Below are 21562 nucleotides of genomic sequence, written 5' to 3' on the forward strand. Positions count from 1 at the left end.
AGCAGCGCGACACGGGTGCACCTGACTATTCGTGGAAGGTATGGAAACCTTCCTCATTGCGCAGTACGCGCAAAATTCCGTAGGCCAGCGCTTCCAGCTCGTTTTCTCCCGGCAGCACCATGACCTCGCCGAGGAACTGTATCCGGGGCACCACGCGCTCAATGATGTACGAGGAGTTGGCCAATGCGCCGGTAAGCACCACAACATCCACCTGGCCTTTGATGACCGCAGCCAGCGAGGCAATGTGCTTGGCAACCTGATAGGTCATGCCGTCGTACACAAGGCGGGCTTTTTCATCGCCTTCGGCAATGCGGCGTTCAACCTCAAGGGCATTGTTGGTGCCAAGGTAGGCCATCAGGCCTCCCTGACCGCGCGTGCGCCGCGTGGCTGAATGGCGGTCAAACTTGCCCGAAAAGCACAGGTCGATGAGCTGCCTGTTGGGCAGGCCGCCGGAACGCTCGGGCGAGTAGGGGCCTTCCTCATCAGTGATGACATCAATCATGCGCCCCTGATGAATGACCGTGGCGCTGATGCCCGCACCCATGTGGCTGACGATGATGTTCTTGTCCGCCAGTTTCCAGCCCTTGCTCGTGGCGGCCTTGATGGCCATGGCGCGCATGTTGAGGGCATGGCACGAGGCCTTGCGGCGAATTTCCGGCAGGCCGGAGAGCTTGGCGATGTCTTCCATCTGATCCATCACCACGGCATCATAGATGTAGGAGGGGATGTTTAGCGGCTTGGCGATTTCGTGCGCCAGCAGCGCCCCGAGGTTGGAGGCGTGGTCGTCAATGGGGCGGTGCCGCAGAAAGTCCAGCATGCCCTCATCAACAAGATACGCGCCCTGCAACAGTGGGGGCAGTTTGCCGCCACGCCCGGCCACGGCGGAAAGCTGGTGCAGGTCAAACTGCTCTTCTTGCAGCGCCTTCAGTATGGCATCCAGCCGGATGGGAAACTGGGCGACGTTGCTTTCAAACCCGCGCAGGGATTCTGCCGGATGATCCACTTTTTTCTGGAACAAAAGCTCGTGGTTCTTGTAAACGGCAATCCGCGTGGAGGTGGAACCGGGATTGATGGAAAGAACGGTATAGTTGGTTTCCGCCATGTCATATCCTTATGGGACAATGTGAAATGCTCTTGCTGTCATGGGCTGCCGCGCCTGATGCGCTGAGCTGCATTGCAGCGCGGCAGCCTGAAACCTTGCGAGCGGTTGGCTCAGGGGCGCAAGCGGCAGGGCCAGCCCATCCGCAGTTGGCTATCCCGCAGCAGAGGCCGCAAGAACCATGGTTCTGAACTTGTCTTCAGCGCTTGCCGCGCGGGAATTGAGCACCACCGGCACCCTGCCGCCCACCACTATGCCTGCGGTCAGCGCGTTGGCCGTATGGCGCAGGCACTTGATAAGCACGTTGGCGGTGACAATATTGGGGCACACCAGCAGGTCGGCATCGCCTGCAACGGGGCTTTCATAGCCCTTGGTGGCGGCTGATTCAGCGCATACCGCCAGGTCGTAGGATATGGGGCCTTCAATCAGGCAGCCGGTGATCTGGCCGTTTTTGTTCATTTCTTTCAGCGCGGCGGCGTCAACGCTTTCAGGCATTTTTTCATTAACGGTTTCCGCAGAGGCCAGCACCGCAACCTTGGGGTTATCAATGCCCATGCGCGCAAGGGCATCCACCGCGTTCTGGATAATGTCGCGCTTCTGTTCGAGCGAAGGCGCAATGTTGATGGCGGCATCGCACAGGGCCAGAAGCTTGGGGTAGGTGGCAACCTGCACAATGTTCATGTGCGAGATCAGCCGCCCGGTGCGGAAGCCGGTTTCTTCCTTGAACAGCCCCTTGAGAAGAACACCGGTCTGGATCAGGCCTTTGAGAATAAAGTTGGCCCGGCCTTCCTTGACCGCCATGCCAGCCCCTGTGGCGGATTCCTGCGGCGTGGCAGTTTCAACAATGGGATAGGCATCGCCCGGCAGGCCTATGGCCTTGAGTTTTGCTGCGATATCTTCCTTCTTGCCAAACAGCAGCGGCTCCACAAGGCCCACTTCAACAGCGTGCCGCACAGCTTCAAGCACATGCTCGTCTGCGGCTTCCACCACAGCCACCTTGCACTTGTGGGCTTTTTGCATCACTGCTGCTTCAAGTTCGTCAAAGCTCTTGTATACCATGACTGACTCCGGCCTGTTATTTTTCCAGAACTTCAATGGCAAAGTCGGGGCAGACCATCATGCATGTGCGGCAGCCTATGCAGGCCTGCGCATTGACCGGAGTCATAAAAAGGTAGCCAGCCGCATTGTATTCCGTGCCGAAGTCGTAGACGGACTTGGGGCAGAGTTCCTTGCAGTAGCCGCAGCCCTTGCAGAGCACGGCGTCCACGCAAACTTCAAAAGTTTTCTTTTCCTCGCTCATCAGTTTCCCCCCCGGGCGGCTTGGGCAGCAGCAGCGCCCCGCCTGATCACTTCCATGTTAATCTTGGCCACTTCGGGTTTGCCCTTGCGCTCGGCGATGCTCAGCAACGTGTCCAGAGGCAGTGCCCCGGTAAGCGCCATGGCCGCCCCAAGACCGGCAAGGTTGGCCGATTTGGGCGCGCCCAGCTCGTGGGCGATCTCGGTCATGGGGATGCCGATCCAGTTGCTCAGCTGGCGGGGTTTCATGAGCGAGGTGTCGTACACAACGGGGGCTACGGCTTTGTCGTAGCGGGTGCCCACAACCTCGTTCAGCGCAATGATCAGGTTGGGTTTGACGACCTGCTGGAAAAGGATTTCCGCATCATCCATCAGCACTTCGGCGCTGATAAAGCCGCCGCGTTGCGAAATGCCGTACGACTGGGACTGCACTACGTTGCGGCCACCCAGAATAGCGGCTTCGGCAAGAAAGGACGCGCAAAACACAAGGCCCTGCCCGCCGGTGCCAGCCATGATAAATTCATACTGGGCCATGCTACTTTCCTCCCTTGGCGGCCGTGATCACCGCGCGCTCGGCCTCGTAGCGAGTGTTGAAATCGTGAACGTCCTTGTCGGCGATGACGCCGGTGACAAAGTAGCCAAGATCCGCTGCGTTCTCGATGGAATCAAACTTGGCCTGGGAAACGGCCTTTTCCTTGAGATTGCGCAGCATATCCACAGGCTGCTTCATCTTGTTGCGGGGGCCGAACAGGGTGGAGCAGGGACTCATGGCTTCGATAAGTGAAAAGCCTTTTTTCTGGATACCGGCAACAATGCGGTTCTTGAGGCGCATGCCGCTGGTGACGGATTCGCGGGCCACAAAGTTGGCCCCTGCCGCGCGCACCAGATCGCACACGTCAAAGCCGCGCTCGGGGTTGCCGCCAACAGACGTGCTGGTGATGGCCCCGTTGGGCGTGGTTGCCGAGTACTGACCGCCGGTCATGCCGTAGTTCAGGTTGTTCACAATGATGGCCGTAAGGTCCATATTGCGGCGGGCCGTATGGATAAGATGGTTGCCGCCAATGGTGGTGCCGTCGCCATCGCCCATAAGAACAATGACGTGGAGATTGGGGTTGGCCGCCTTGGCGCCGGTGGCGAAGGTGAGGGCGCGCCCGTGCGTGGTATGCAGGGCATTGGCGGAAATATAATCATCGGCCTTGCCCCAGCAGCCAATGCCGGTGACGACAAGAACGTCTTCTTTTTTGAGATTCAGCTCGTCCATGGCGCACAAAAGCGCGTTCAGGACAATGCCGTTGCCGCAGCCCGCACACCACATGAGCGGCAGTGCCTCTTTGTTAAGAAGCGAGCGTGAAATAGCCTGTGCCATTGTATTTCTCCTTTACTTCAAGGCGGCTGCGATCTGGGCCGGGGTCATGATGCTGCCGTTGTAGCTGTTAACCCCAACAACCAGCGATGGATCCGGCACATACTTTTTCACTTCTCCAGCCAACTGGCCGGAATAGTTCATTTCAGCAACAACAATGCGCTTGGCCTTGCGTGCGGCTTCCCGCACTTCCACATCGGCAAAGGGCCACAGGGTCTGCAGCTGGAGAACGCCAACCTTGCCGCCGCTGGCATTGGCCTCTTGCGCCACGCTGCGGGCTGCGCGGGTGACCACGCCGGAAGTAATGATCAGGGTATCGCAGTCTTCTTTGCCGAAGTAGCGCGTCATGACGATTTCATCACGGCCCTTGGCAATCTTGGTGTGCAGCTGGGCGACCCTGCGTCCGGCATTTTCGGGCGTATTGCAGCTAAAGCCGTTTTCGCCGTGCATGGAGCTTGTGACATGGAAGACATAGTCGCTGCCATAGCTGGCCAGGGGCGCAACAGCGCCTTCGTCAAAGCAGAAGGGCTTGTAGTCGGCGGGTGCGCAGGCAGGCTGGCTGCGGTCAACAACCTCCACTTCACCCTGGTCGGGAATGACAATGTTTTCACGCATGTGGCCGCAAACTTCTTCCGGGGCCATGATGACCGGCACGCGGTATTTTTCGGACAGGTTGAAGGCCTTGACCGTCAGGTCAAAGCATTCCTGTACCGAGGCCGGGGTCAGCGCGATAATTTCCTGGTCGCCATGCCGTCCCCAGCGCAGCTGCATGATATCGGACTGGGCCGGTTTGGTGGCAAGGCCTGTGGATGGACCGGAACGTTGCACGTTCACTACCACCACGGGTACTTCGCCCATGGTCGCCATGCCGAGGTTTTCCTGCATAAGCGAAAAACCGGGGCCGCTGGTGGCGGTAAACGACTTCACGCCTGCCAGTGATGCGCCCACAATGGCGCCCATGCTCGCCAGTTCGTCTTCCATCTGCATGAAAATGCCCCCAAGCTTGGGGAGCTCGCGCGAGGCGATTTCAGCAATTTCGGAAGAAGGGGTGATGGGATACCCGGCGTAGTACCGCGCTCCTGCGTAGAACGCGCCTTGGGCTATGGCGGCGTTACCCTGGATGAGCTTGCTTTGTTTTTTCATTGCCTTTCTAAACCTCATTTCCGTTGTGGTGCCACCAGTAATTGTTCTGCCATCTCTCAATTGATGTGTACTCTTTGTGCAAAACAACTTCATTTGCCGAAAGTAACGGCATTGATTGCAGTTTGTATGGCTGAGACTTTCTTTTTTATATGAAAAATACAAACACTATGGAGAGTATTTTTCTGTCATTATCCAAGAGTTGCAGTTTTTAGTTCAGCAAGTATTATGCCAAATAACGAATTACTGCACAGCGCTGAAATTGCTTCTCTTTTTTCTGAAGGCTGGTTTATTTTGTTAACTATGTTTTCGGATGTGTTGCGAAAGTTAACGTTGAGTACGGCTGCGAAGTGTCGGGCTGATCCGGTATTCCCGCAAAAAAATTAAATAACAGGTAGTTATAAATACTTTGCGGTTGATCTGTATCTTGTTTCCCCTGCGGGCATGCTCGCTGTGCAGATGGCTCAATCGAAACAGCAAGCATGCCCGCAAGGGACGCCGCGTAGGGGACGCGGCATGGCCCTGTTACAGGCCATATGCCTTGGCAAGCAGTTCGGCAGTGTGCAGCACGCGAATGTTTGCGCCGCGGTGGCTCAAACCGTCGATAAGCTGCATCTTGCAGGCAGAACAGCCAGTGGCGACAACATCCGCCCCAGTGGACAGAATGTCGCTGGTTTTATCCGCCAGAATCTGCTGAGACAGGTCATAGTGGGTGGCGCTGAACGTGCCCGCGCAACCGCAGCAGACATCTGGGCGGCTCATTTCCACAAAACGCAGGCCGGGTATGGCGCGGATGAGACCGCGGGGCTGCTTGGATACGCCCATGCCGCGCACAAGGTGGCAGGCATCGTGATAGGTCGCCTTGAGGGGGACGTTCTGCACATAGGGCGCAGGGCCAAGCCTGGTGAGAAAGTCGGAAATGTCGAAGACCTTGTCCTTGAATCCTTCCCATGCAGAAAGCGCGTCGCTGTTTTGCAGCACCTCGCCGTATTCCTTGCTGAGGGCCGAGCCGCAGGTGGCGCAGCCGGTGATGACGGCGTCAAAGCTGCCGCGTGAAAGGATGCGTGCGTTGTTTTCAGCCAGCAGGGCCGCGCCGTCAAAATCGCCGGACGAAAACAGTGGCGTGCCGCAACACTGAAGGTTGTCCAGCAAATGCACTTCCACGCCGTTGGCAACCAGCACGTCTATGAGGGCCTTGCCTGCATTGGCATAGACATAGTTGAGCATGCAGCCGGGGAAAAAGGCCACCCGAGCACGGGCGGATCCCTTGGGGCTGCTGACGGCAGGCATGATCTTGCGCAGCGGCTTGTCGGCCAGAGCCGGGACAACGCGGCGAAGGTTCAGCCCTGCGGCGGGGATGGGAATGCGTGAAACCTTGCCCGCGCCGTTTTCAGTATTTTTGAAGAGTATGGACTGAAAAGGTTTGGCGTGGCTCAGGGCCATATCAAACAGCCGACCCTTGGTGACAGCTTTGAATGCGATACTCTTTGCGGCTGGCAGCTGGCCTTCTTCCGCCATCTTGCGGCGCAAGGCCATGATCAGGTCGGTGGTGTTGACGCCGGAAGGGCAGATGGCCTTGCAGCGCATGCACAGGGTGCAACGGGCGGCCAGTTCCATCAGCTCCTTGGTGGGCTTTACCGTGCCGTCCGCCAGAGAACGCAGCAGAAAAAGCTTGCCGCGTGAAGAATTGGATTCTTCGTATGTCTTGCCGTAAACCGGGCAGATGGTGAGGCACTGCCCGCAACGGGTGCACTTGAGGGCGGCTGCTTTCAATTCGTCCAGGGACTTGCTCATGCCTGGCCTCCGAAGATGCAGCCAGGATTCAGGATGTTGTTGGGATCAAGAGCCTTTTTGATGGCTCGCATGGCCCCGACCTGAGCTTCGCCCAGCTGCTTGGTGATGTAGGGCGCTTTTTCGCGGCCCACGCCGTGCTCCGCAGAAACTGTCCCGCCCATCTTGATGATTTCGTAATGGAACTCGGAACGGGCCTTGGCGGCTGTTTTCTTTTCTTCATCAGAGTTGAAGAAGAAGTGCGGATGAATGTTGCCGTCGCCCGCATGGCCCTGACAGCTCACCTTGATGCCGTGCTTTTTGCCCACTTCAAAGAGCATGTGCACGGCCTGGGCAAGCTTGTTGATGGGCACAGCCGGATCGCCGCCCAAGCGTCCCTTTGCCACGCGGGCAAGGGCGGGCAGGCCGGAACGGCGCGCAACCCAGAGCTGCTCGGCCTCTTCTGCGGTTTCTGCCACGTGAAAATCGACCATGCCCAGCTGCTCGCACACCCGGCGGATGACCTCCACCTGCGGCTTGAGGGTGGAAACATCGCCGTCCACTTCGATAAGCAGCATTGCGCCCGCATCCACGGGCAGGCCCGCATGGGTGTAGTCTTCAACAGCGCGGATCAGGGTCTGTTCCTGAAATTCCATGATTGAGGGCACAACGCCGCTGGTCATGATTGCAGAAACAGCCTTGGCAGCGTTTTCAATGTTGTTGAAGGCAACGCGCATGGCGCGCTTTGCCTGCGGCAGGGGAATGAGCTTGAGGGTGATTTCTGTTATGACGCCCAGCGTGCCCTCGGAACCCGTGAACAGCTGGGTGAGGTTGTAGCCGGTCACGTCCTTGATGCACTTGCCGCCAGCGCGGATAATTTCGCCCGAAGCCAGCACGACCTGCATGCCCGTGACGTAGCTTTTGGTGGTGCCATATTTGACGCACTGCAAGCCGCCTGCATCGGTCGCCACATTGCCGCCGATGGAAGAAAACGTGAAGCTGGCGGGATCCGGCGGGTACATGAGGCTGTGCGCGGCGGCGGCTTTTTTGATGTCAGCAGTGATTGCGCCGGGGCCAACAACAGCCATCAGGATCTCCGGCTCCACGATGATGGAATTCATGCGTTGCAGCGAAATAATGATGGAATAGTCGCTTTCAGCAATGGCGTTGACGCTGAGGCCGCTTCCCTGTGAGCGTGTAACCACGCTGATTTTGTGCTCATTGCAGAAGCCGACGATTTTGGAAACCTCTTCGGCGGTGACGGGCAAGGCTACCAGAATGGGCAGAAAAGCCGATGGAGCCGCCCCGCCAGCGTTGTAGGTGTAGCAAACGAGGTCTTCCTGCTTGGTGAGCATGTTTTTTTCACCGATAAATGAAGCGATATGTGTGCGAACATCCTCTTTTGTCAGCATTTTTTCTCCTCGCTAACCGCATTGGCGCGGTGTGCAAAATTTTGAGCCTTCCAAACGCCTGCCGATGGTATGTGCGTCCAGCAAGACGGCGACAACATATTCAATAAAATCGCGGACACTCCGCGCGTAACTTGTCTGTTTTGACGTAACGTGAGCCGTCATTTACCGGGAGCTTGAGGCGCTTGTTACGAATTGCCCACAAATAAGCAGCAATCATGCCACATGGGGAATAACATTATTTTTTAGATGGTTATGTGTGTTTTTCTGAAATTGCGCTGCGCAGAAGCCCCATTGTGCGTTTATATTGCGTACGTACTGGTTGTAAAAATTAACACAGCGATAAATGAAGTGATCAAACCTTGAGGCGTTGCACATGGCTTTGTTTGCCGGTGCGGCGGTCTGTGCTGGGCGGTTCCAGCTCGTGGCAGTCTGCACTCAGCTTGCGGGCATGGCGTCGGCAGGTTTGTCCTCTGCCCATCTGCCGGATGCGGGCAGGCAAGGCAGACTGAAAAAACGCAGAGAACAGTTTTGTGGATTTAAGCTGTGCTGCGGCCTTGCTTATGCCAGGAGTGTGCTTACTGAATAACAACGGGCCAGTGCGTTTTTAGGGCGCGCAGCGTGTGGAATATTTCTTCTGCATGCAGTGTTTTTGTGAAAGGATGTTGGATGGTTTGGAGTAAGTCACGCCAGCTTGCGTTAAAAGTTTTAACGAAGGGCATGATTTATCGTGTATTCTCTGGAGCGGAGCTGGCTGCCCATTGCGGCAGCGGGCAACTCCATGTAGACTGATAAGAATTACCGGGATGCCCGCAGCCGGCCTGTGCCGCCTGTGGTTTCACGCGCAACCGAATATTTCCGCAGGATTTTGCCATGAACAAAAAGCAGGACATCACCACGATCGGCATGCCCCTCATAGACAGCGTTGTTGAACGCCTCTGCCGAGAAGATTCGCTCAGCACCGTGTGGCATCGCTCTGGTCAGGGCGCGCCAATGCCGTCTTTGCCGGTGCTTTCCGAAATACTTGAGCGTCTGCGCGCGGCTATCTTTCCCGGCTATTTTGGCGCGGCCACTGTGCGGCGCGAATCCATGCGCTATCACCTTGCCGCCAATCTGGACAGCATCCACCGCCTGCTGGGCGAGCAGATAGTGCGCGGCTTCTGCTTCAGCTGCGCGGGGCTGGGCATTCCCTGCACCTCGTGCGAAACAGAGGGGCAGCAAGCCGCCCTGGCATTTATGGACAGCCTGCCGGAAATACGTCGCCTGCTGGCTGGCGATGCCAAGGCCGCCTACGAGGGCGACCCTGCGGCCACCAGCCCAGGTGAGACCATTTTCTGCTATCCTTCGCTGCGGGCCATGTTTCACCACCGCATTGCCCACGAACTCTACAAGCTCAAGGTGCCGGTCATTCCGCGCATCATTTCTGAAATGGCCCACGGCACAACGGGTATCGACATCCACCCTGGCGCGGCCATTGGCGAGGAATTTTTCATCGACCATGGCACAGGCGTGGTTATTGGCGAAACCTGCATCATCGGGCGTAACTGCCGCCTGTATCAGGGTGTGACTCTGGGCGCGCTCTCCTTTCCCAAGAATGCGGACGGAACCCTCACCAAGGGCAATCCCCGGCACCCAATACTGTGCGACAACGTCACTGTTTACGCCGGGGCCACGATTCTTGGCCGCGTGACAGTGGGCAAGGGGGCCGTCATCGGCGGCAATGTGTGGATTACTCAGGATGTACAGGCGGGAGCCCGCATTACTCAGGAGAAACCCCGTGACTAAAGGCCCCAAGCTGTGGCGCCGCATGGCGCTGCTCTTGTCTTGCGTGGCCCTGTGCGCCGCCTTGCTGAACCTTGGCGGCTGCGGCCTCAGTGTAAAGCCTAAAGGGCAGGTGGTGACAGGCGTTAGCGTGGGGCATTGACCCGGCTTGCGCCCCCTGTCTCAAATTGACAAGCCCTGTCGTTTTTGCGCGCCAAGAGGTGTGCAGGGACGGCAGGGTCTGTTGTTTGTTTTTGAAACTGTGAGCAATGTTGCTGGCATGCTGGCAGCGGGTGCTCGAAAACGCGCAGGCATCAGGCCGTGCAGGGCGCGCCAGTGCAGGAAATTTCAGGTTCAGGCGGGCTGACGGTATGGACATGACGCCTCTTGCATGACATACTCCCGCCTTCATAAATTTGGGCCTTTCGCGGCGCGTGTTCCTTGGTGTGTTTTCATTTTGAAATGTTTGCCTGCCAGCAAAGCCTTCATGCTGTCTTCATGGGTAACGTCCTGTAGGGCAACAATGGGGGCAACGGACAAGACACATTGCCTTGCAAGCATTTCATGGCGCGGATTTTTGCAACAATTTGTGCAGGGCGGCAGTTGCTCTAACGTCAGGCTTCCGGCGCAGGAAGTGGAGTTCGCATGGAATTTTTTACTGAAGTTGTGGGCACGAGCATCAAAATTTATGCGCTCATGACGCCCCCTGCCGTGCTGAGCGCCTTTATCAGCGGCACCAAGGGCTTTGACAAAAAACAGAAATCCAGGGTGGCCGCCAAAACCTCTGCGGCCATCTTTCTTATCGGCGTAACGCTGTTCCTGTTTGGGCCGCACCTGTTTTCGCTTTTCGGCTTCACGCTTGACGCCTTTCGCATAGGCGCGGGCGTGTTGCTTTTTCTTACGGCAGTTTCCCTCATGAACGATGACGGCAAGGACGCGCTTTCCGGCAAGGAGGGCGACATCAGCGTTGTGCCGCTGGCCATACCGCTTGGCATGGGGCCTGCCTCCATCGGCGCGGTGATGGTCATGGGCGCGTCCGCCACAGAGATGCATCAGGTGCTGGTGGGCGTTTTTTCGCTGCTGGCCGCGGCCTTTGGCATGTTTGTGCTGCTGTGCATGGCCGATGGCGTGGTGCGCGCCCTGCACCGCACGGGCATTGCCGTGCTGTCCAAGTTGACGGGGCTTCTGCTGGCAGCCATTGCGGCGCAGGTGATCTTTACAGGTATACGGGCCTTTCTGGGGTAGAATATTTGCCCGTTGCCTGCTGTCTCGGGCAAACAATGCGAACAGGCGGCGAAAGATACTGATTTCGCCGCGCTTTCTATAAAATAAACAGAATTTGGCGGTAGAGGGGTAGGCCGCCCCGGCTGTGGTTCAGGTACAACCCTGGGCGCGAGCAAGGGGCGAGGCCCGGAGCGATGGCCGCAAGCGGCAGCGCTGCAAAGGGCAGACCGACGAGGCGATTAACGGCATGGGGGCTGCTGCCCGGCGCAAAGCAACTTGATATCTTGGGCGCGCGGTGCGGCAACAAGAGGAGGATGTCATGGGCATACTGGAAAAAATGTTTAATCCTGCGGCCAGAGGCAGCACGGTCCGGCGCGAAATGCTGGCCGGACTCACCAGCTTTATGGCCATGTGCTATCTGATTTTTGTGGTTCCCGGCATGCTTGCTGACGCTGGTATGCCCAAGGATTCCGCCGTGGCGGCCACCATCTGGATTACCGTCATCGCCACGCTGATCATGGGCCTGTGGGCCAAGTTTCCCGTGGGCGTCGCGCCCGGCCTCGGCATCACGGCCTTTTTTGCCTACTATGTTTGCGGCCCGGCGGGCTATACATGGCAGACCGGCCTCGGCGCTGTGTTCATCTCAGGCGTGGTTTTTCTGCTGCTCACTGTCACCAAGGTGCGCCAGCTTATCATCAATGCCGTCCCCATGGATCTCAAGTACGCCATTGTGGTGGGTATTGGCGCGTTTATCGCCTTTATCGGCATGAAGAGCTGCGGCCTTGTGGCCGCCAGCCCCGCCACTTTTGTGACGCTGGGCAACCTTGGCGATCCCAAGACCCTGCTTTCTGTGGCAGGCATTTTCCTCATCGGCGCGCTGCTTTCTCTGCGCGTGCCTGGCGCCATGATCATCGGCATCGTGGTTATTGCCGCCGCCGGCATGATGCTTGGCGTGTCGCAGATGCCGCAGGGCAGCATTTTCAACGCCGCCCTGCCCCTGCCCACCGAGACTTTCATGGCGATGGATCTCAAGGGTGCGCTGCACCACGGCCTGATCTCCATCATCTTTACCCTGACCATGGTTGACCTGTTCGACAACATGGGCGTGCTGATCGGCCTTTCGCAGAAAGCCGGATTCATCCGTGAAGACGGGCACATCGAAAATCTGGACAAGGCCCTGATTTCCGACTCCATCGCTACCATGTCCAGCGCCGTCATGGGCGCGACCACCGCCACCAGCTATCTGGAAAGCGCCGCAGGCGTGGCCGAGGGCGGCCGCACCGGCCTGACCGCCGTGACCATTGCCGTGCTCTTTTTTCTCACGCTGTTCTTTGCGCCGCTGGTGGGCATGGTGCCCGCCTATGCGACGGCCCCTGTGCTGATCATCGTGGGCGCCATGATGATGCAGGAAGTGGGGCGCATCAAGTTCAAGGACTTTACCGTGGCTTTGCCCGCCTTTTTGACCATCATCAGCATGCCGCTTACCTTCAACATCGCCACGGGTTTTGGCTTTGGCTTTGTGAGCTGGGTCGGTATCAAGGTGCTTTCCGGGCGTTTCAAGGATCTTAACGTGGTGATGCTGATCATTGCCCTGTGCTTTGTGGTCAACTTTGCCCTGCGCCTTCAGTAGAGTGTTTTGCGGCGCGATTTTTCAAGATTCGCGCGGGGCATCCGAACCTTGCAAGAGTAGACTGCTCCAAGCCCCATAACGGCAACGCACTGTGATTGCTGAACAGGCTCCTGTTCCGGCTGATGCCGGGCGGGGGCCTGCTTTTTTGCGGAACCGCGGGGAGAAGAAGCACTGCACCTTGCCTTTACTCTCGCATCAGGGCATACTTTGCGACCGAAAATGTAACGCTCACCAGCCCCAAGGGCACATGAGGAATATTCGCACATGGCAATGCTTCTGCAATCACAGCGCCCCCCCAAACCCCTGTGGCGGGAATACGGCGAAGCTCTGTTCGTCGCGCTTATCTTGGCTCTGGTCATCCGCACCTTTGTGGTGCAGGCATTCAAGATTCCTTCGGAATCCATGGTTAAAACCCTGCTTGTGGGCGATCACCTGCTGGCAAGCAAGTTTTCCTACGGCATCAAGATTCCCTTTACCCACTCCTACATTTACAAGGGGAGCGACCCGGTCAAGGGCGACATTATCATTTTTGAATACCCCAATGATCCCAGCGTGGACTACATCAAGCGCATCATTGGAACGCCCGGCGACACCATTGAGGTGCGCAACAAGCAGCTGTTCCGCAACGGCGAGCCGGTAAAGGAAGCCTACATCCGCTTTACCGAGCCTGACCGCATCCAGCCGGTGCGCGACAATTTTGGCCCTATTACCGTGCCCGCAGACAAGTATTTTGTCATGGGCGACAACCGCGACAACTCGATGGATTCGCGCTTCTGGGGCCTCGTGGACCGCAGCGCCATACGCGCCAAAGCCTGGCGCATCTATTGGTCGTGGGGCGGTCTGGGCGATATCCGCTGGGATCGCATCGGCAAGGCCGTGCAATAGCATCTGGCGGTACATTCTGCTTGCAGGCGCGGACGGGATTTGCCCGGTGCGCCTGACGACAAGACTTTTGCGGCGCGGGTAGATGCAACAATCCGCGCCGCTTATCATTTGCAGGGTCAAGGAGAACGCATGGTTGTCCGTTTGAACAGCGGCGGGGTTGAAGGTGTGGATGCCTACCCCGTGGAACTGGAAGTGGACTTCGTGCGGCAGGGGCTGCCCGGCTTCACCATGGTGGGGCTGGCGGAAACAGCGGTGCGCGAGGCCAAGGACAGGGTCTTTGCCGCCTTGCGGGCCTGCGGCTTCAAGCTGCCCCCGGCGCGGATTACGGTAAACCTTGCACCGGCTTGGCGGCGCAAGAGCGGCGCAAGCTATGACCTGCCGCTGGCCGTTGGGTTGCTGGCCGCTGCGGGGATTATACCTGCGGAGCCTTTACAGGGAATGTATCTTGCGGGCGAACTTTCTCTCAACGGGGCGTTGCGCCCGGTGAGCGGCGTGTTGCCTCTGGCCCTGCTGGCGCGCCAGCAGGGAGCCGCAGGGTTGGTGGTTCCCCCTGGCAACGGCGCGGAAGCTGCGGTGGTTCGCGGGCTCAAGGTGTTTGCGCCCGAGGGGCTTGGCCGCTGCGCGGCCTTTCTGGCTGGTGCGGAGCCGCTTGAGCCTCTGTGCGAACCCGTGCCCGATATGCTTGAAGCACCTGCCTACAGGCAGGATTATGCCGAAGTTAAAGGCCAGGAGGCCGCCAAACGTGCGCTGGAAGTGGCCGCAGCTGGCGGCCACAACGTGCTGCTCATAGGCCCGCCCGGCAGCGGCAAAACCATGCTGGCTCAGCGCCTGCCTACCATTCTGCCGCCGCTGGACTTTGAAGAATCTCTGGAAGTCACAAAGATTTACAGCGTGTCGGGCAAGCTGCCGCCCGAGGCCGGACTTATGCGTGTGCGGCCCTTTCGCGCGCCGCACCACACCATATCCGATGTGGCGCTGGTGGGCGGCGGGGGCTACCCGCGCCCCGGCGAGGTAAGTCTTGCCCACCGAGGGGTGTTGTTTCTGGACGAACTGCCCGAATTTCGCAAAACAGCCCTTGAGGCGTTGCGCCAGCCTCTGGAAGGCGGCGTGGCTGCCATTGCGCGCGCCGCGCACAGTGTGAACTTTCCCGCTGCCTGCATGCTTGTGGCAGCCATGAATCCCTGTCCATGCGGCTATTACGGCGACCCCACGCACCAGTGCACCTGCCGCGAGGAACAACGGGTGCGCTATCAGTCACGCCTTTCCGGCCCCATGCTTGACCGCATTGACGTGCATGTGGAAGTGCCTGCTGTGGCCTATGCGGATTTTCGCGGTGCAGGCCGAGGCGCTTCGTCCGCGCAGATGCGCGAACGCGTGCTCAAGGCTCGATCAACCCAGCGGGCGCGCTACGGCAGCGACGGGCCACGCTGCAATGCGGAACTTTCCGGCGCGTTGCTCGATCAGCATTGCGCGCTGGATGCCGAAGGCCATGCCCTGATGGAGGGCGCGGTCAACCGTCTTTCCCTCTCCGCACGGGCATGCGCCAGAGTGCTGCGCATGGCCCGGACCATTGCCGATCTGGACGATGCCGCCAGCATTGCCACGCGGCACCTGGCCGAAGCTGTGTCGCTCCGGGTGCTGGACAGAGGCTGATTCTCTTTTCAACACAGCAACATCCCACAAATTTAAAGAATGTTAACGCCCTTGGTCAGCCCTAATTTAGGGCGACACCTGGGCGCGAAGTGTTCTTGACTAAATACATGACACAGTCATATATCAACCGAGGAATATATTTCCCCAGTTCTATATATGAGGTGTTTATGGAAAACGATATGTTGGAAAAATCGTACATCCCTTTTCAATGTTTGGTAATCAACACTCTTAACCGATTCAATGTGGAAGGCATCACCACCGCGCAATACGAAATTTTGGATGCCCTGGTCGCGAACGGCAGCAAAACCACCACGGAACTGGCCACCCTGCGTGGAATTTCGCAATCTGGCACGTCCAAGCTTACCAAAAGGCTTTTGGATAAAAATCATATTGTGCAAAAGAAAAGCGGAACCGACAGGCGCAGTTACGACATATCAATCACTCCCGAGGGAAGAGATTTTCTTAACAGGGCGGAAAAATTCAGAAAAGAACTGCTGCTCACTATCGAAGCCGCCTTGTCGGAACAGGAACGCGAAACCTTTGCGACCCTTTGCCGCAAAATCGTAGCTTCGTCCGCCAAGGGAAAGGAAAAGGCGTAACCAATGAAATTTAGGGGCAATATCGCCATAGTTACAGGCGCTTCCACCGGCGTTGGCGAAGCCATCGCTCAGGAGCTTTATGGCCGTGGGCTTACAGTGGTTATAACGGCCAGGGACAGTGCGGCTATCGAGGCCACGGCACGGAACATGGATCCATCCGGACAACGCGTTTTCCCCATGATTGCAGATGTCAAAGACCACATTTCCGTCAAAAACTTGATTGATTCCATCATGGAGCGCTGGGGAAGAATTGACTATCTTGTGAACAATGCGGGTATAACCGGGCCGCATGGCGTCTCCATATGCGATTATGATGTGGAAGACTGGCAGGAAGTTATCCAGACGGATCTGAGCGGCGTTTTTTATGGGATGAAGTATGCTATCCCCGCCATGCTCAGGAACGGAGGTGGCGCGGTGGTCAATCTTTCCGCCGTCAACGGCATGGTGGGGATTCCGGGGATTGCCCCTTACACTTGCGCCAAACATGGCGTTGTGGGACTGACCCAATCTGTTGCGCTGGAATTTGCAGAAAAAGGTATACGTGTAAACGCTCTGGCCCCAGGCTATGTTGATACCCCCCGGATGAAAGAGTTGCCGGAAGGCGTTCGGCAGATGATGGCGGAATCTCACCCCATGAAACGGATGGCGAAACCGGAAGAGGTGGGCAAACTGGCGGCTTTTTTGCTTTCAGATGAAGCATCGTTCATTACAGGCGGTTGTTATACTGTAGACGGTGGCTACACTGCGCAATAGACGTGGAACGTCTCTCCCCCCGCGGTTTTATAAGAAAGGCCCGTGAACCTTTGTGGTTCACGGGCCTTCAAAATTTTCAGTTGGGCGGCTTTGCTTTAGCTTGCGTTGTTGGCAACGCGTCGGGCTGCCTGTCCGTCATTGTCATTGCCGCGCTGGCGGGCGACTTTTTCCACGTTTTTCTTTTTGTTCTTGGCCGTTTTGGTTGCCTTGGCCTGCTTGCTGTGGTTGGTGGCCTTGGCGCGGTGTACGGTCTGCGTGCCCTCGCCCCGGTCATTTCCGGCAAACTGGTGGTAAGCCTCGCGGGCATTTTTGCGAATGTCGGGGTGATACTTTTCGCGCGGCAAGGTATCCAGAGCAGCCAGCACTGTGGGAGCCTCGCTGTTGCATACCTCAAAACCGGCATCCAGCAGGCGGAAGGCTTCAATGCTGCGGATCTGCGAATCGGGCGCGCCCATGATAACGGCCAGCAGGCGTTTGTCGCCCTTGAGCGCCGTGAAAACCAGATTATAGCCCGAGGCGTTGATCCAGCCGGTTTTAAGGCCGTCCGCGCCAGGGTACTGCCCAAGGAGGGGATTTTTGTTCCAGGTGACGCGGCCCCGGTAGTTTAGCACATGGGTGTTATGGAAGCGCAGCGCATCGGGGTATGCATGCAGATAGGCGCGGGCAAGGGTCAGCATGTCGCGCGCGGTGGTGTACTGCCCCTTGGCCGGGAGGCCGTGCGGATTGACAAAGTAACTGTCGCGCATGCCCAGATCGCGGGCCTTGGCGTTCATCATGTTGATGAACGCGGGCACGGAGCCGCCCACATATTCGGCCATGGCCGTGCTGGCGTCGTTGCCGGAAGAAACAGCCATGCCCGTAAGGAGCTGGTCAAGCGTAACCTGCTCGTTCTCGTTGAGGCCCATGCGCGAGCCGCCGGTGCGGGCCGCATTGCGGCTGATCGTGGTAGTATTGTCACTGCGGGCCAGGCCGGAATTGATCTGATCCATGGCAAGAAACATGGACATGATCTTGGTCAGCGAGGCAGGGGGAATGCGCTGGTCGGCATTTTGCTCAAACAGTATGGCGTCGCGGTCAAGGTCGTATAAAATGGCGGAGCAGACGCCAAGGGAACTTTGCGGCGGAATGGGCGGGGCCGAAAACGCAGCGCCGGGGTGTGACAGAAGAGCTGCACAAAGCAGGGCGGCGATAGCAAAGAGCGTGCGGAGCGGCAGGCAAAAACGACGGGTGCTGGTCATGCACAGTCCTTATGCGTTGGCTGGACGTCAAGCCTCAAGTGCGCTGCGCTACGCGGCTGCAACGGCTGGGCCGTGGGGTCGCGGGCGTATGTGTTGAGGAAAGCCACGAGAAAAAGTTTAGAGATTTGCTAAATGGAACAACGCAATGCTTGTGTACTAAAGATGGGCAGTTATGGCAAGCGGGCAGTGCGCCCCCGCTTTGCGATCTTTTTGCGCGCTTGTGCGTGCCAGCCCGGGGAACGTTGTTCCAACTCCGGTTGCAGCGGAATTTAGCCGCAGAGACTTCATTGAATGCGGCAGTGGTTCAGGCGTAATCGGCGCCTGATGCCATAAGGGAATGCGCGTGGTGTTTATTCATTTCTGAAGCAATAAGTAGAATGCTTTTGCTGTGGGTGCAGCATAGTATGCTCTTGCATGTGGCATGTGCGGTATATGACGGCACGGCATCATGACTGCATGAACTGAAGAATAAAATGCTTTTATCTCTTTATTGCAACATGCAAGAGCAACTGGCTGGTGGCACAGGCCACCCCATATTGCGGTGCATGAAACATGGCAAGGAGGCTACAGTGTTGGACATCCCCCGTATTTTCACCATCACGGAAGGCGAACACCGCATCCATAATCCTTATACGTCAGAAAAGCTTGCTACCCTCGGCGCGGCGTTGCGGCTCAAACCGGGAACCCGCGTGCTCGACCTTGGCAGCGGCTCGGGCGAAATGCTCTGCACATGGGCGCGTGACTACGGCATCACAGGCCTTGGCATAGACATGAGCCCGCTGTTTTGCGGGCAGGCACGGCTCCGCGCGCAAGAGCTGGGCGTTGCCAGTCAGGTGGAGTTTGTCCATGCTGACGCCGCAGGTTACGTTGCGGCTGAAAAGGTTGATCTGGCCGCCTGCGTTGGGGCCACATGGATAGGCGGCGGCGTTGCGGGCACCATTGAGCTTTTGAAGCAAAGCCTTTGCCCTGGCGGGATCATCCTCATTGGCGAGCCGTACTGGCGCTGTATGCCGCCCACGGAAGACATTGCCAGAGGCTGCGGCGCAACTGCCATTGCCGACTTTCTCCCCCTGCCTGGGCTCATAGAATGCTTTGGCAACTTCGGCTATGATGTTGTGGAAATGGTTCTGGCAAATCAGGATGGCTGGGACAGGTACGAAGCTGCCAAGTGGCTGACCATGCGGCGTTGGCTTGAGGCGAACCCGGATGACGACTTTGCCCAAGAAATTCGCAGCCAGTTGACCAGCGAGCCAAAGCGGTACGCCATGTATACGCGCGAGTACCTTGGCTGGGGCGTGTTTGCACTCATGGCGCGGTAGCCACGGCTGCCTTGGTGAAATGTATTCCCAAAGCGATTGTTCCCCAAGGGTGGGTTACAAAAACCGCCATGCCTCGAACCCATGAAAGAACGAGGCATGGCGGTTATGTGTGATCGGGCTAGGTTCGGGCCTAGGCTTTTTCCAGCTCTGCTATCAGTTCGGCCAGGGCAGAAGACTGGCGCCTGAGCGCCTCAACCGCGTTGGCGGCCTCCTGCATGGCAGTAGCTGTGCCTTCGGCAATGCTGCTCACGGCAGACACGGAGGCGTTGATTTCGCCTGTGGCGGCCGACTGCTGCTCGGAAGCCGTGGCGATGGCGCGCACCTGATCGGAAGATTCCATGGCGAGGCTGACAATACTTCCAAGCAGGCTTTCCGCCTTGTTGACCTCCTGCATGGATTTTTCAAGCACTTCCTTGGTGCTGCCCATGCTGCCAAGGGTGCCGCGCACGGCCTGCTGGATGGAATCAATGGACTGCCCCACCTCGCGCGTTGCGGTCATGGTTTTTTCCGCCAGTTTGCGCACTTCATCGGCCACAACGGCAAAGCCGCGTCCGGCTTCGCCTGCCCGGGCGGCTTCAATGGCCGCATTGAGGGCCAGCAGGTTTGTCTGGTCGGCAATATCTTCAATAGTCTGGGCAATGGCCCCGATGGCATCAGCCTTGTTGCTCAGGTCGTCCACAGAGTCGCAGGCAGTCTGAAAATCCTTGTGAATGGCGCTTACGTCCTGCAGCACTGTTGCAAACTGCTGCGAACCCTGCTCGGCGGCATGGCGGGAGTCTTCTGACAGATTTGCGGTAGTTTCCGCGTTTTTGGCTATTTCGAGCACGGATGCGCTCAGTTCTTCCACGGCAGAAGCTGTTTCCGCAATCCTGTGTGTTTGCGTTTCCACGCCTTCCGATGTTTCATCCACGCGGGCAGCCAAACTGCCAAGGGCCGCTGTGAGGGCCGCCACAACCTGGCTCAGGCGCTGGGCGGCGTCACGCATGCCTTCTGTTCTGGCGCTTTCGGCCTTGCGGGTGGCTTCTTCTGCTGCATGCTGCGCCTGCTCGGCATTTTCTGCGCTTACGCGCGCCTCGGCGGTGCGATTATCAGCTTCGCGCATTTTTTCTTTCAGCGATTCCAGCATGGATACCATCGCGTTGCGCAAAACGGAAAATTCGCTCTGGTAGTCAGATGAGATGGGTGTTTCAAGGTTGCCCGCCGCAACAGAGCGGGAGAATGAGGCCAGTGAAAGAATGGGGCTGATGATGGTTCTGTTCAGCACCAGAATAACCACGCAGGCCAGCACAAGGAGTATGCCCACAGCACCCATGGCAGTGTGGCGGTTGCTCTCGGCCAGCTGCCGGGCTTCTGCAAAGAGTTCGGCGTCGGGAATGGCTATGCCAAGGCCCATGCCGGTGGGAGATACGCTGTAAAAAACCGTGGTGGGCTGACCGCTGACCATAAGAGTGTACTGGGCGAGGCTGCCGGGCGCTGTGGTGGTGAGCTCGTTTTTTGCCCCGTTGAAGGGCAGCTTTGCCACCGGCTGCAACAACAGGGCACTATCAGCGGGAAAAGCGGCGATGAGCCCGCTTCTGCAATCAACGGCAAAGGCGCGGGAATTGGGGGTGATTCTAATGCCATCCACGGTCTTGCGGAGGTTTTCCAGGCTCACGTCCAGAGTGGACACGCCGACAATACGCTCTTGGCGGTCATGCATGATGCCAGCCACGGTTATCATGAGCTTGTGGGAGGTCTCGTCCAGATACGGGGCAGACCAGTATACGCTGTCCTGGCGTTTTTTGCTTCTGTCCCACTGCTCGGGAATGGCCTGAGTATACCATGGCTGCCTGGGGTAATCGTACTCAGGCGTGCTGTACTCCATGGTCATTTCGATCTTGCCTTTGTCCCAGTAGGCGTAGGGGCCGTAATAACGCTGATCGGCCCGGAAAGCGCCCGGTTCAAACCAGAGGCCGCATCCCGAAGCCTCGGGGTAGCGGGTGAGGCTCGCCTTGAGCATGGCTGCAACGTCATCGGCGAGATCCGCTTCGTGCCCCTGCTGGACATGACGCAGATTTTGCCCGGCTATGGCTATGGCAGCGGCGCCTTCCTGCACCAGCGCCATATATGTGTTAACTTTTTCTGCCTCGGTGCGGATGCTCTGTTCAACCGCGGTCTTGGTCTGCTCGTTATATTCCTGCTCCATAGTCGCCATGTTGAGCAGCAGCAGAGCATATCCTCCAAGCGATACCAGCATCATCGTGCTGACAAGCAGCAATGCCTTGAACTTAACAGAAATATTCATTCTTCCCCCTATGCTGGTTCTTGTCTGAAAGACTTTTCGGATCGGACAGGCAAATAGTTTAGGCATTAAATTGAAATTAATATTCAATTTTAATGACAGAAAATCAAGGGGGATCCCCACCCGAGGTGCGCTTGCGTGA

The 21562-nt window shown here is 57.7% G+C and carries 19 protein-coding genes; 9 read left to right on the forward strand and 10 right to left on the reverse strand.

What is annotated here, in order from left to right; translation table 11 throughout:
- Window positions 1-25: 25 nt before the first annotated feature.
- From buk to G449_RS0112695, 8 genes are all read right to left on the reverse strand, one after another.
- Window positions 26-1102: a butyrate kinase gene (buk, locus tag G449_RS0112660; protein WP_022659687.1), complete on the reverse strand. Its 1077-nt coding sequence runs from the start codon at window positions 1100-1102 to the stop codon at window positions 26-28.
- Window positions 1103-1252: 150 nt separating this feature from the next.
- Window positions 1253-2158 (reverse strand): bifunctional enoyl-CoA hydratase/phosphate acetyltransferase, encoded by a 906-nt coding sequence (locus G449_RS0112665; protein WP_022659688.1) that lies wholly within the window; start codon window positions 2156-2158, stop codon window positions 1253-1255.
- Window positions 2159-2174: 16 nt separating this feature from the next.
- Window positions 2175-2399: a 4Fe-4S dicluster domain-containing protein gene (locus tag G449_RS17135; RefSeq protein ID WP_022659689.1), complete on the reverse strand. Its 225-nt coding sequence runs from the start codon at window positions 2397-2399 to the stop codon at window positions 2175-2177.
- Window positions 2399-2929 (reverse strand): 2-oxoacid:ferredoxin oxidoreductase subunit gamma family protein, encoded by a 531-nt coding sequence (locus G449_RS0112675; RefSeq protein ID WP_022659690.1) that lies wholly within the window; start codon window positions 2927-2929, stop codon window positions 2399-2401. Before G449_RS0112675 ends, G449_RS17135 begins: the two co-directional genes overlap by 1 nt.
- 1 nt (window position 2930) lies before the next feature.
- Entirely contained in the window at window positions 2931-3761 is an 831-nt protein-coding gene (locus G449_RS0112680) for a thiamine pyrophosphate-dependent enzyme (RefSeq protein ID WP_022659691.1), read from the reverse strand.
- Window positions 3762-3773: 12 nt separating this feature from the next.
- Window positions 3774-4901, reverse strand: coding sequence for a 2-oxoacid:acceptor oxidoreductase subunit alpha (locus tag G449_RS0112685; RefSeq protein ID WP_022659692.1), 1128 nt, complete (start codon window positions 4899-4901; stop codon window positions 3774-3776).
- A gap of 522 nt (window positions 4902-5423) precedes the next feature.
- Window positions 5424-6692: a (Fe-S)-binding protein gene (locus tag G449_RS0112690; protein ID WP_022659693.1), complete on the reverse strand. Its 1269-nt coding sequence runs from the start codon at window positions 6690-6692 to the stop codon at window positions 5424-5426.
- Window positions 6689-8080, reverse strand: coding sequence for an FAD-binding oxidoreductase (locus tag G449_RS0112695; protein WP_022659694.1), 1392 nt, complete (start codon window positions 8078-8080; stop codon window positions 6689-6691). The genes G449_RS0112690 and G449_RS0112695 overlap by 4 nt, the downstream gene beginning before the upstream one ends.
- A gap of 870 nt (window positions 8081-8950) precedes the next feature.
- On the opposite strand from G449_RS0112695, the gene epsC reads away from it, so the two are divergent.
- From epsC to G449_RS0112740, 8 genes are all read left to right on the forward strand, one after another.
- Window positions 8951-9862, forward strand: coding sequence for a serine O-acetyltransferase EpsC (gene epsC, locus G449_RS0112705; protein WP_022659696.1), 912 nt, complete (start codon window positions 8951-8953; stop codon window positions 9860-9862).
- On the forward strand, window positions 9855-10001 hold the full coding sequence (locus G449_RS18490) for a hypothetical protein (protein WP_022659697.1): 147 nt from the start codon (window positions 9855-9857) through the stop codon (window positions 9999-10001). The genes epsC and G449_RS18490 overlap by 8 nt, the downstream gene beginning before the upstream one ends.
- A 482-nt stretch (window positions 10002-10483) precedes the next feature.
- On the forward strand, window positions 10484-11083 hold the full coding sequence (locus G449_RS0112715; RefSeq protein ID WP_022659699.1) for a MarC family protein: 600 nt from the start codon (window positions 10484-10486) through the stop codon (window positions 11081-11083).
- A gap of 298 nt (window positions 11084-11381) precedes the next feature.
- Window positions 11382-12692 carry an NCS2 family permease gene (locus G449_RS0112720; RefSeq protein WP_022659700.1) on the forward strand — a complete coding sequence of 437 codons (1311 nt, stop codon included), beginning with the start codon at window positions 11382-11384 and terminating at the stop codon, window positions 12690-12692.
- Window positions 12693-12956: 264 nt separating this feature from the next.
- A complete protein-coding gene (lepB, locus tag G449_RS0112725; protein WP_022659701.1) occupies window positions 12957-13577 on the forward strand; it encodes a signal peptidase I in 621 nt (206 codons plus the stop codon).
- A 129-nt stretch (window positions 13578-13706) separates the two neighbouring features.
- Window positions 13707-15230, forward strand: a complete 1524-nt coding sequence (locus tag G449_RS0112730; RefSeq protein ID WP_022659702.1) for a YifB family Mg chelatase-like AAA ATPase — start codon at window positions 13707-13709, stop codon at window positions 15228-15230.
- 167 nt (window positions 15231-15397) lie between these two features.
- On the forward strand, window positions 15398-15829 hold the full coding sequence (locus G449_RS0112735; RefSeq protein ID WP_022659703.1) for a MarR family winged helix-turn-helix transcriptional regulator: 432 nt from the start codon (window positions 15398-15400) through the stop codon (window positions 15827-15829).
- A gap of 3 nt (window positions 15830-15832) precedes the next feature.
- On the forward strand, window positions 15833-16582 hold the full coding sequence (locus G449_RS0112740; RefSeq protein ID WP_022659704.1) for an SDR family NAD(P)-dependent oxidoreductase: 750 nt from the start codon (window positions 15833-15835) through the stop codon (window positions 16580-16582).
- Between the two features lie 95 nt (window positions 16583-16677).
- Here the strand turns inward: G449_RS0112740 and G449_RS0112745 are convergent, their stop codons facing one another.
- Window positions 16678-17820 (reverse strand): D-alanyl-D-alanine carboxypeptidase family protein, encoded by a 1143-nt coding sequence (locus tag G449_RS0112745; RefSeq protein WP_022659705.1) that lies wholly within the window; start codon window positions 17818-17820, stop codon window positions 16678-16680.
- Between the two features lie 572 nt (window positions 17821-18392).
- Between G449_RS0112745 and G449_RS0112750 the strand changes: the two genes are divergently transcribed.
- Window positions 18393-19139: an SAM-dependent methyltransferase gene (locus G449_RS0112750; RefSeq protein ID WP_027180984.1), complete on the forward strand. Its 747-nt coding sequence runs from the start codon at window positions 18393-18395 to the stop codon at window positions 19137-19139.
- 130 nt (window positions 19140-19269) lie between these two features.
- Here the strand turns inward: G449_RS0112750 and G449_RS17140 are convergent, their stop codons facing one another.
- Window positions 19270-21423: a methyl-accepting chemotaxis protein gene (locus G449_RS17140; RefSeq protein WP_051135456.1), complete on the reverse strand. Its 2154-nt coding sequence runs from the start codon at window positions 21421-21423 to the stop codon at window positions 19270-19272.
- Between the last annotated feature and the right edge of the window lie 139 nt (window positions 21424-21562).

Source organism: Desulfovibrio desulfuricans DSM 642 (assembly GCF_000420465.1).
GTDB lineage: Bacteria > Desulfobacterota > Desulfovibrionia > Desulfovibrionales > Desulfovibrionaceae > Desulfovibrio > Desulfovibrio desulfuricans.

Coding starts and splice junctions, on each gene's coding strand:
- buk (WP_022659687.1), bottom strand. CDS start 1,102: ATGGCGGAAACCAACTATACCGTTCTTTCCATCAATCCCGGTTCCACC.
- G449_RS0112720 (WP_022659700.1), top strand. CDS start 11,382: ATGGGCATACTGGAAAAAATGTTTAATCCTGCGGCCAGAGGCAGCACG.
- G449_RS0112740 (WP_022659704.1), top strand. CDS start 15,833: ATGAAATTTAGGGGCAATATCGCCATAGTTACAGGCGCTTCCACCGGC.
- epsC (WP_022659696.1), top strand. CDS start 8,951: ATGAACAAAAAGCAGGACATCACCACGATCGGCATGCCCCTCATAGAC.
- G449_RS0112690 (WP_022659693.1), bottom strand. CDS start 6,692: ATGAGCAAGTCCCTGGACGAATTGAAAGCAGCCGCCCTCAAGTGCACC.
- G449_RS0112685 (WP_022659692.1), bottom strand. CDS start 4,901: ATGAAAAAACAAAGCAAGCTCATCCAGGGTAACGCCGCCATAGCCCAA.
- G449_RS0112745 (WP_022659705.1), bottom strand. CDS start 17,820: ATGACCAGCACCCGTCGTTTTTGCCTGCCGCTCCGCACGCTCTTTGCT.
- G449_RS0112695 (WP_022659694.1), bottom strand. CDS start 8,080: ATGCTGACAAAAGAGGATGTTCGCACACATATCGCTTCATTTATCGGT.
- G449_RS0112680 (WP_022659691.1), bottom strand. CDS start 3,761: ATGGCACAGGCTATTTCACGCTCGCTTCTTAACAAAGAGGCACTGCCG.
- G449_RS0112715 (WP_022659699.1), top strand. CDS start 10,484: ATGGAATTTTTTACTGAAGTTGTGGGCACGAGCATCAAAATTTATGCG.
- G449_RS0112665 (WP_022659688.1), bottom strand. CDS start 2,158: ATGGTATACAAGAGCTTTGACGAACTTGAAGCAGCAGTGATGCAAAAA.
- G449_RS17135 (WP_022659689.1), bottom strand. CDS start 2,399: ATGAGCGAGGAAAAGAAAACTTTTGAAGTTTGCGTGGACGCCGTGCTC.
- G449_RS0112735 (WP_022659703.1), top strand. CDS start 15,398: ATGGAAAACGATATGTTGGAAAAATCGTACATCCCTTTTCAATGTTTG.
- G449_RS0112675 (WP_022659690.1), bottom strand. CDS start 2,929: ATGGCCCAGTATGAATTTATCATGGCTGGCACCGGCGGGCAGGGCCTT.
- lepB (WP_022659701.1), top strand. CDS start 12,957: ATGGCAATGCTTCTGCAATCACAGCGCCCCCCCAAACCCCTGTGGCGG.
- G449_RS0112730 (WP_022659702.1), top strand. CDS start 13,707: ATGGTTGTCCGTTTGAACAGCGGCGGGGTTGAAGGTGTGGATGCCTAC.
- G449_RS17140 (WP_051135456.1), bottom strand. CDS start 21,423: ATGAATATTTCTGTTAAGTTCAAGGCATTGCTGCTTGTCAGCACGATG.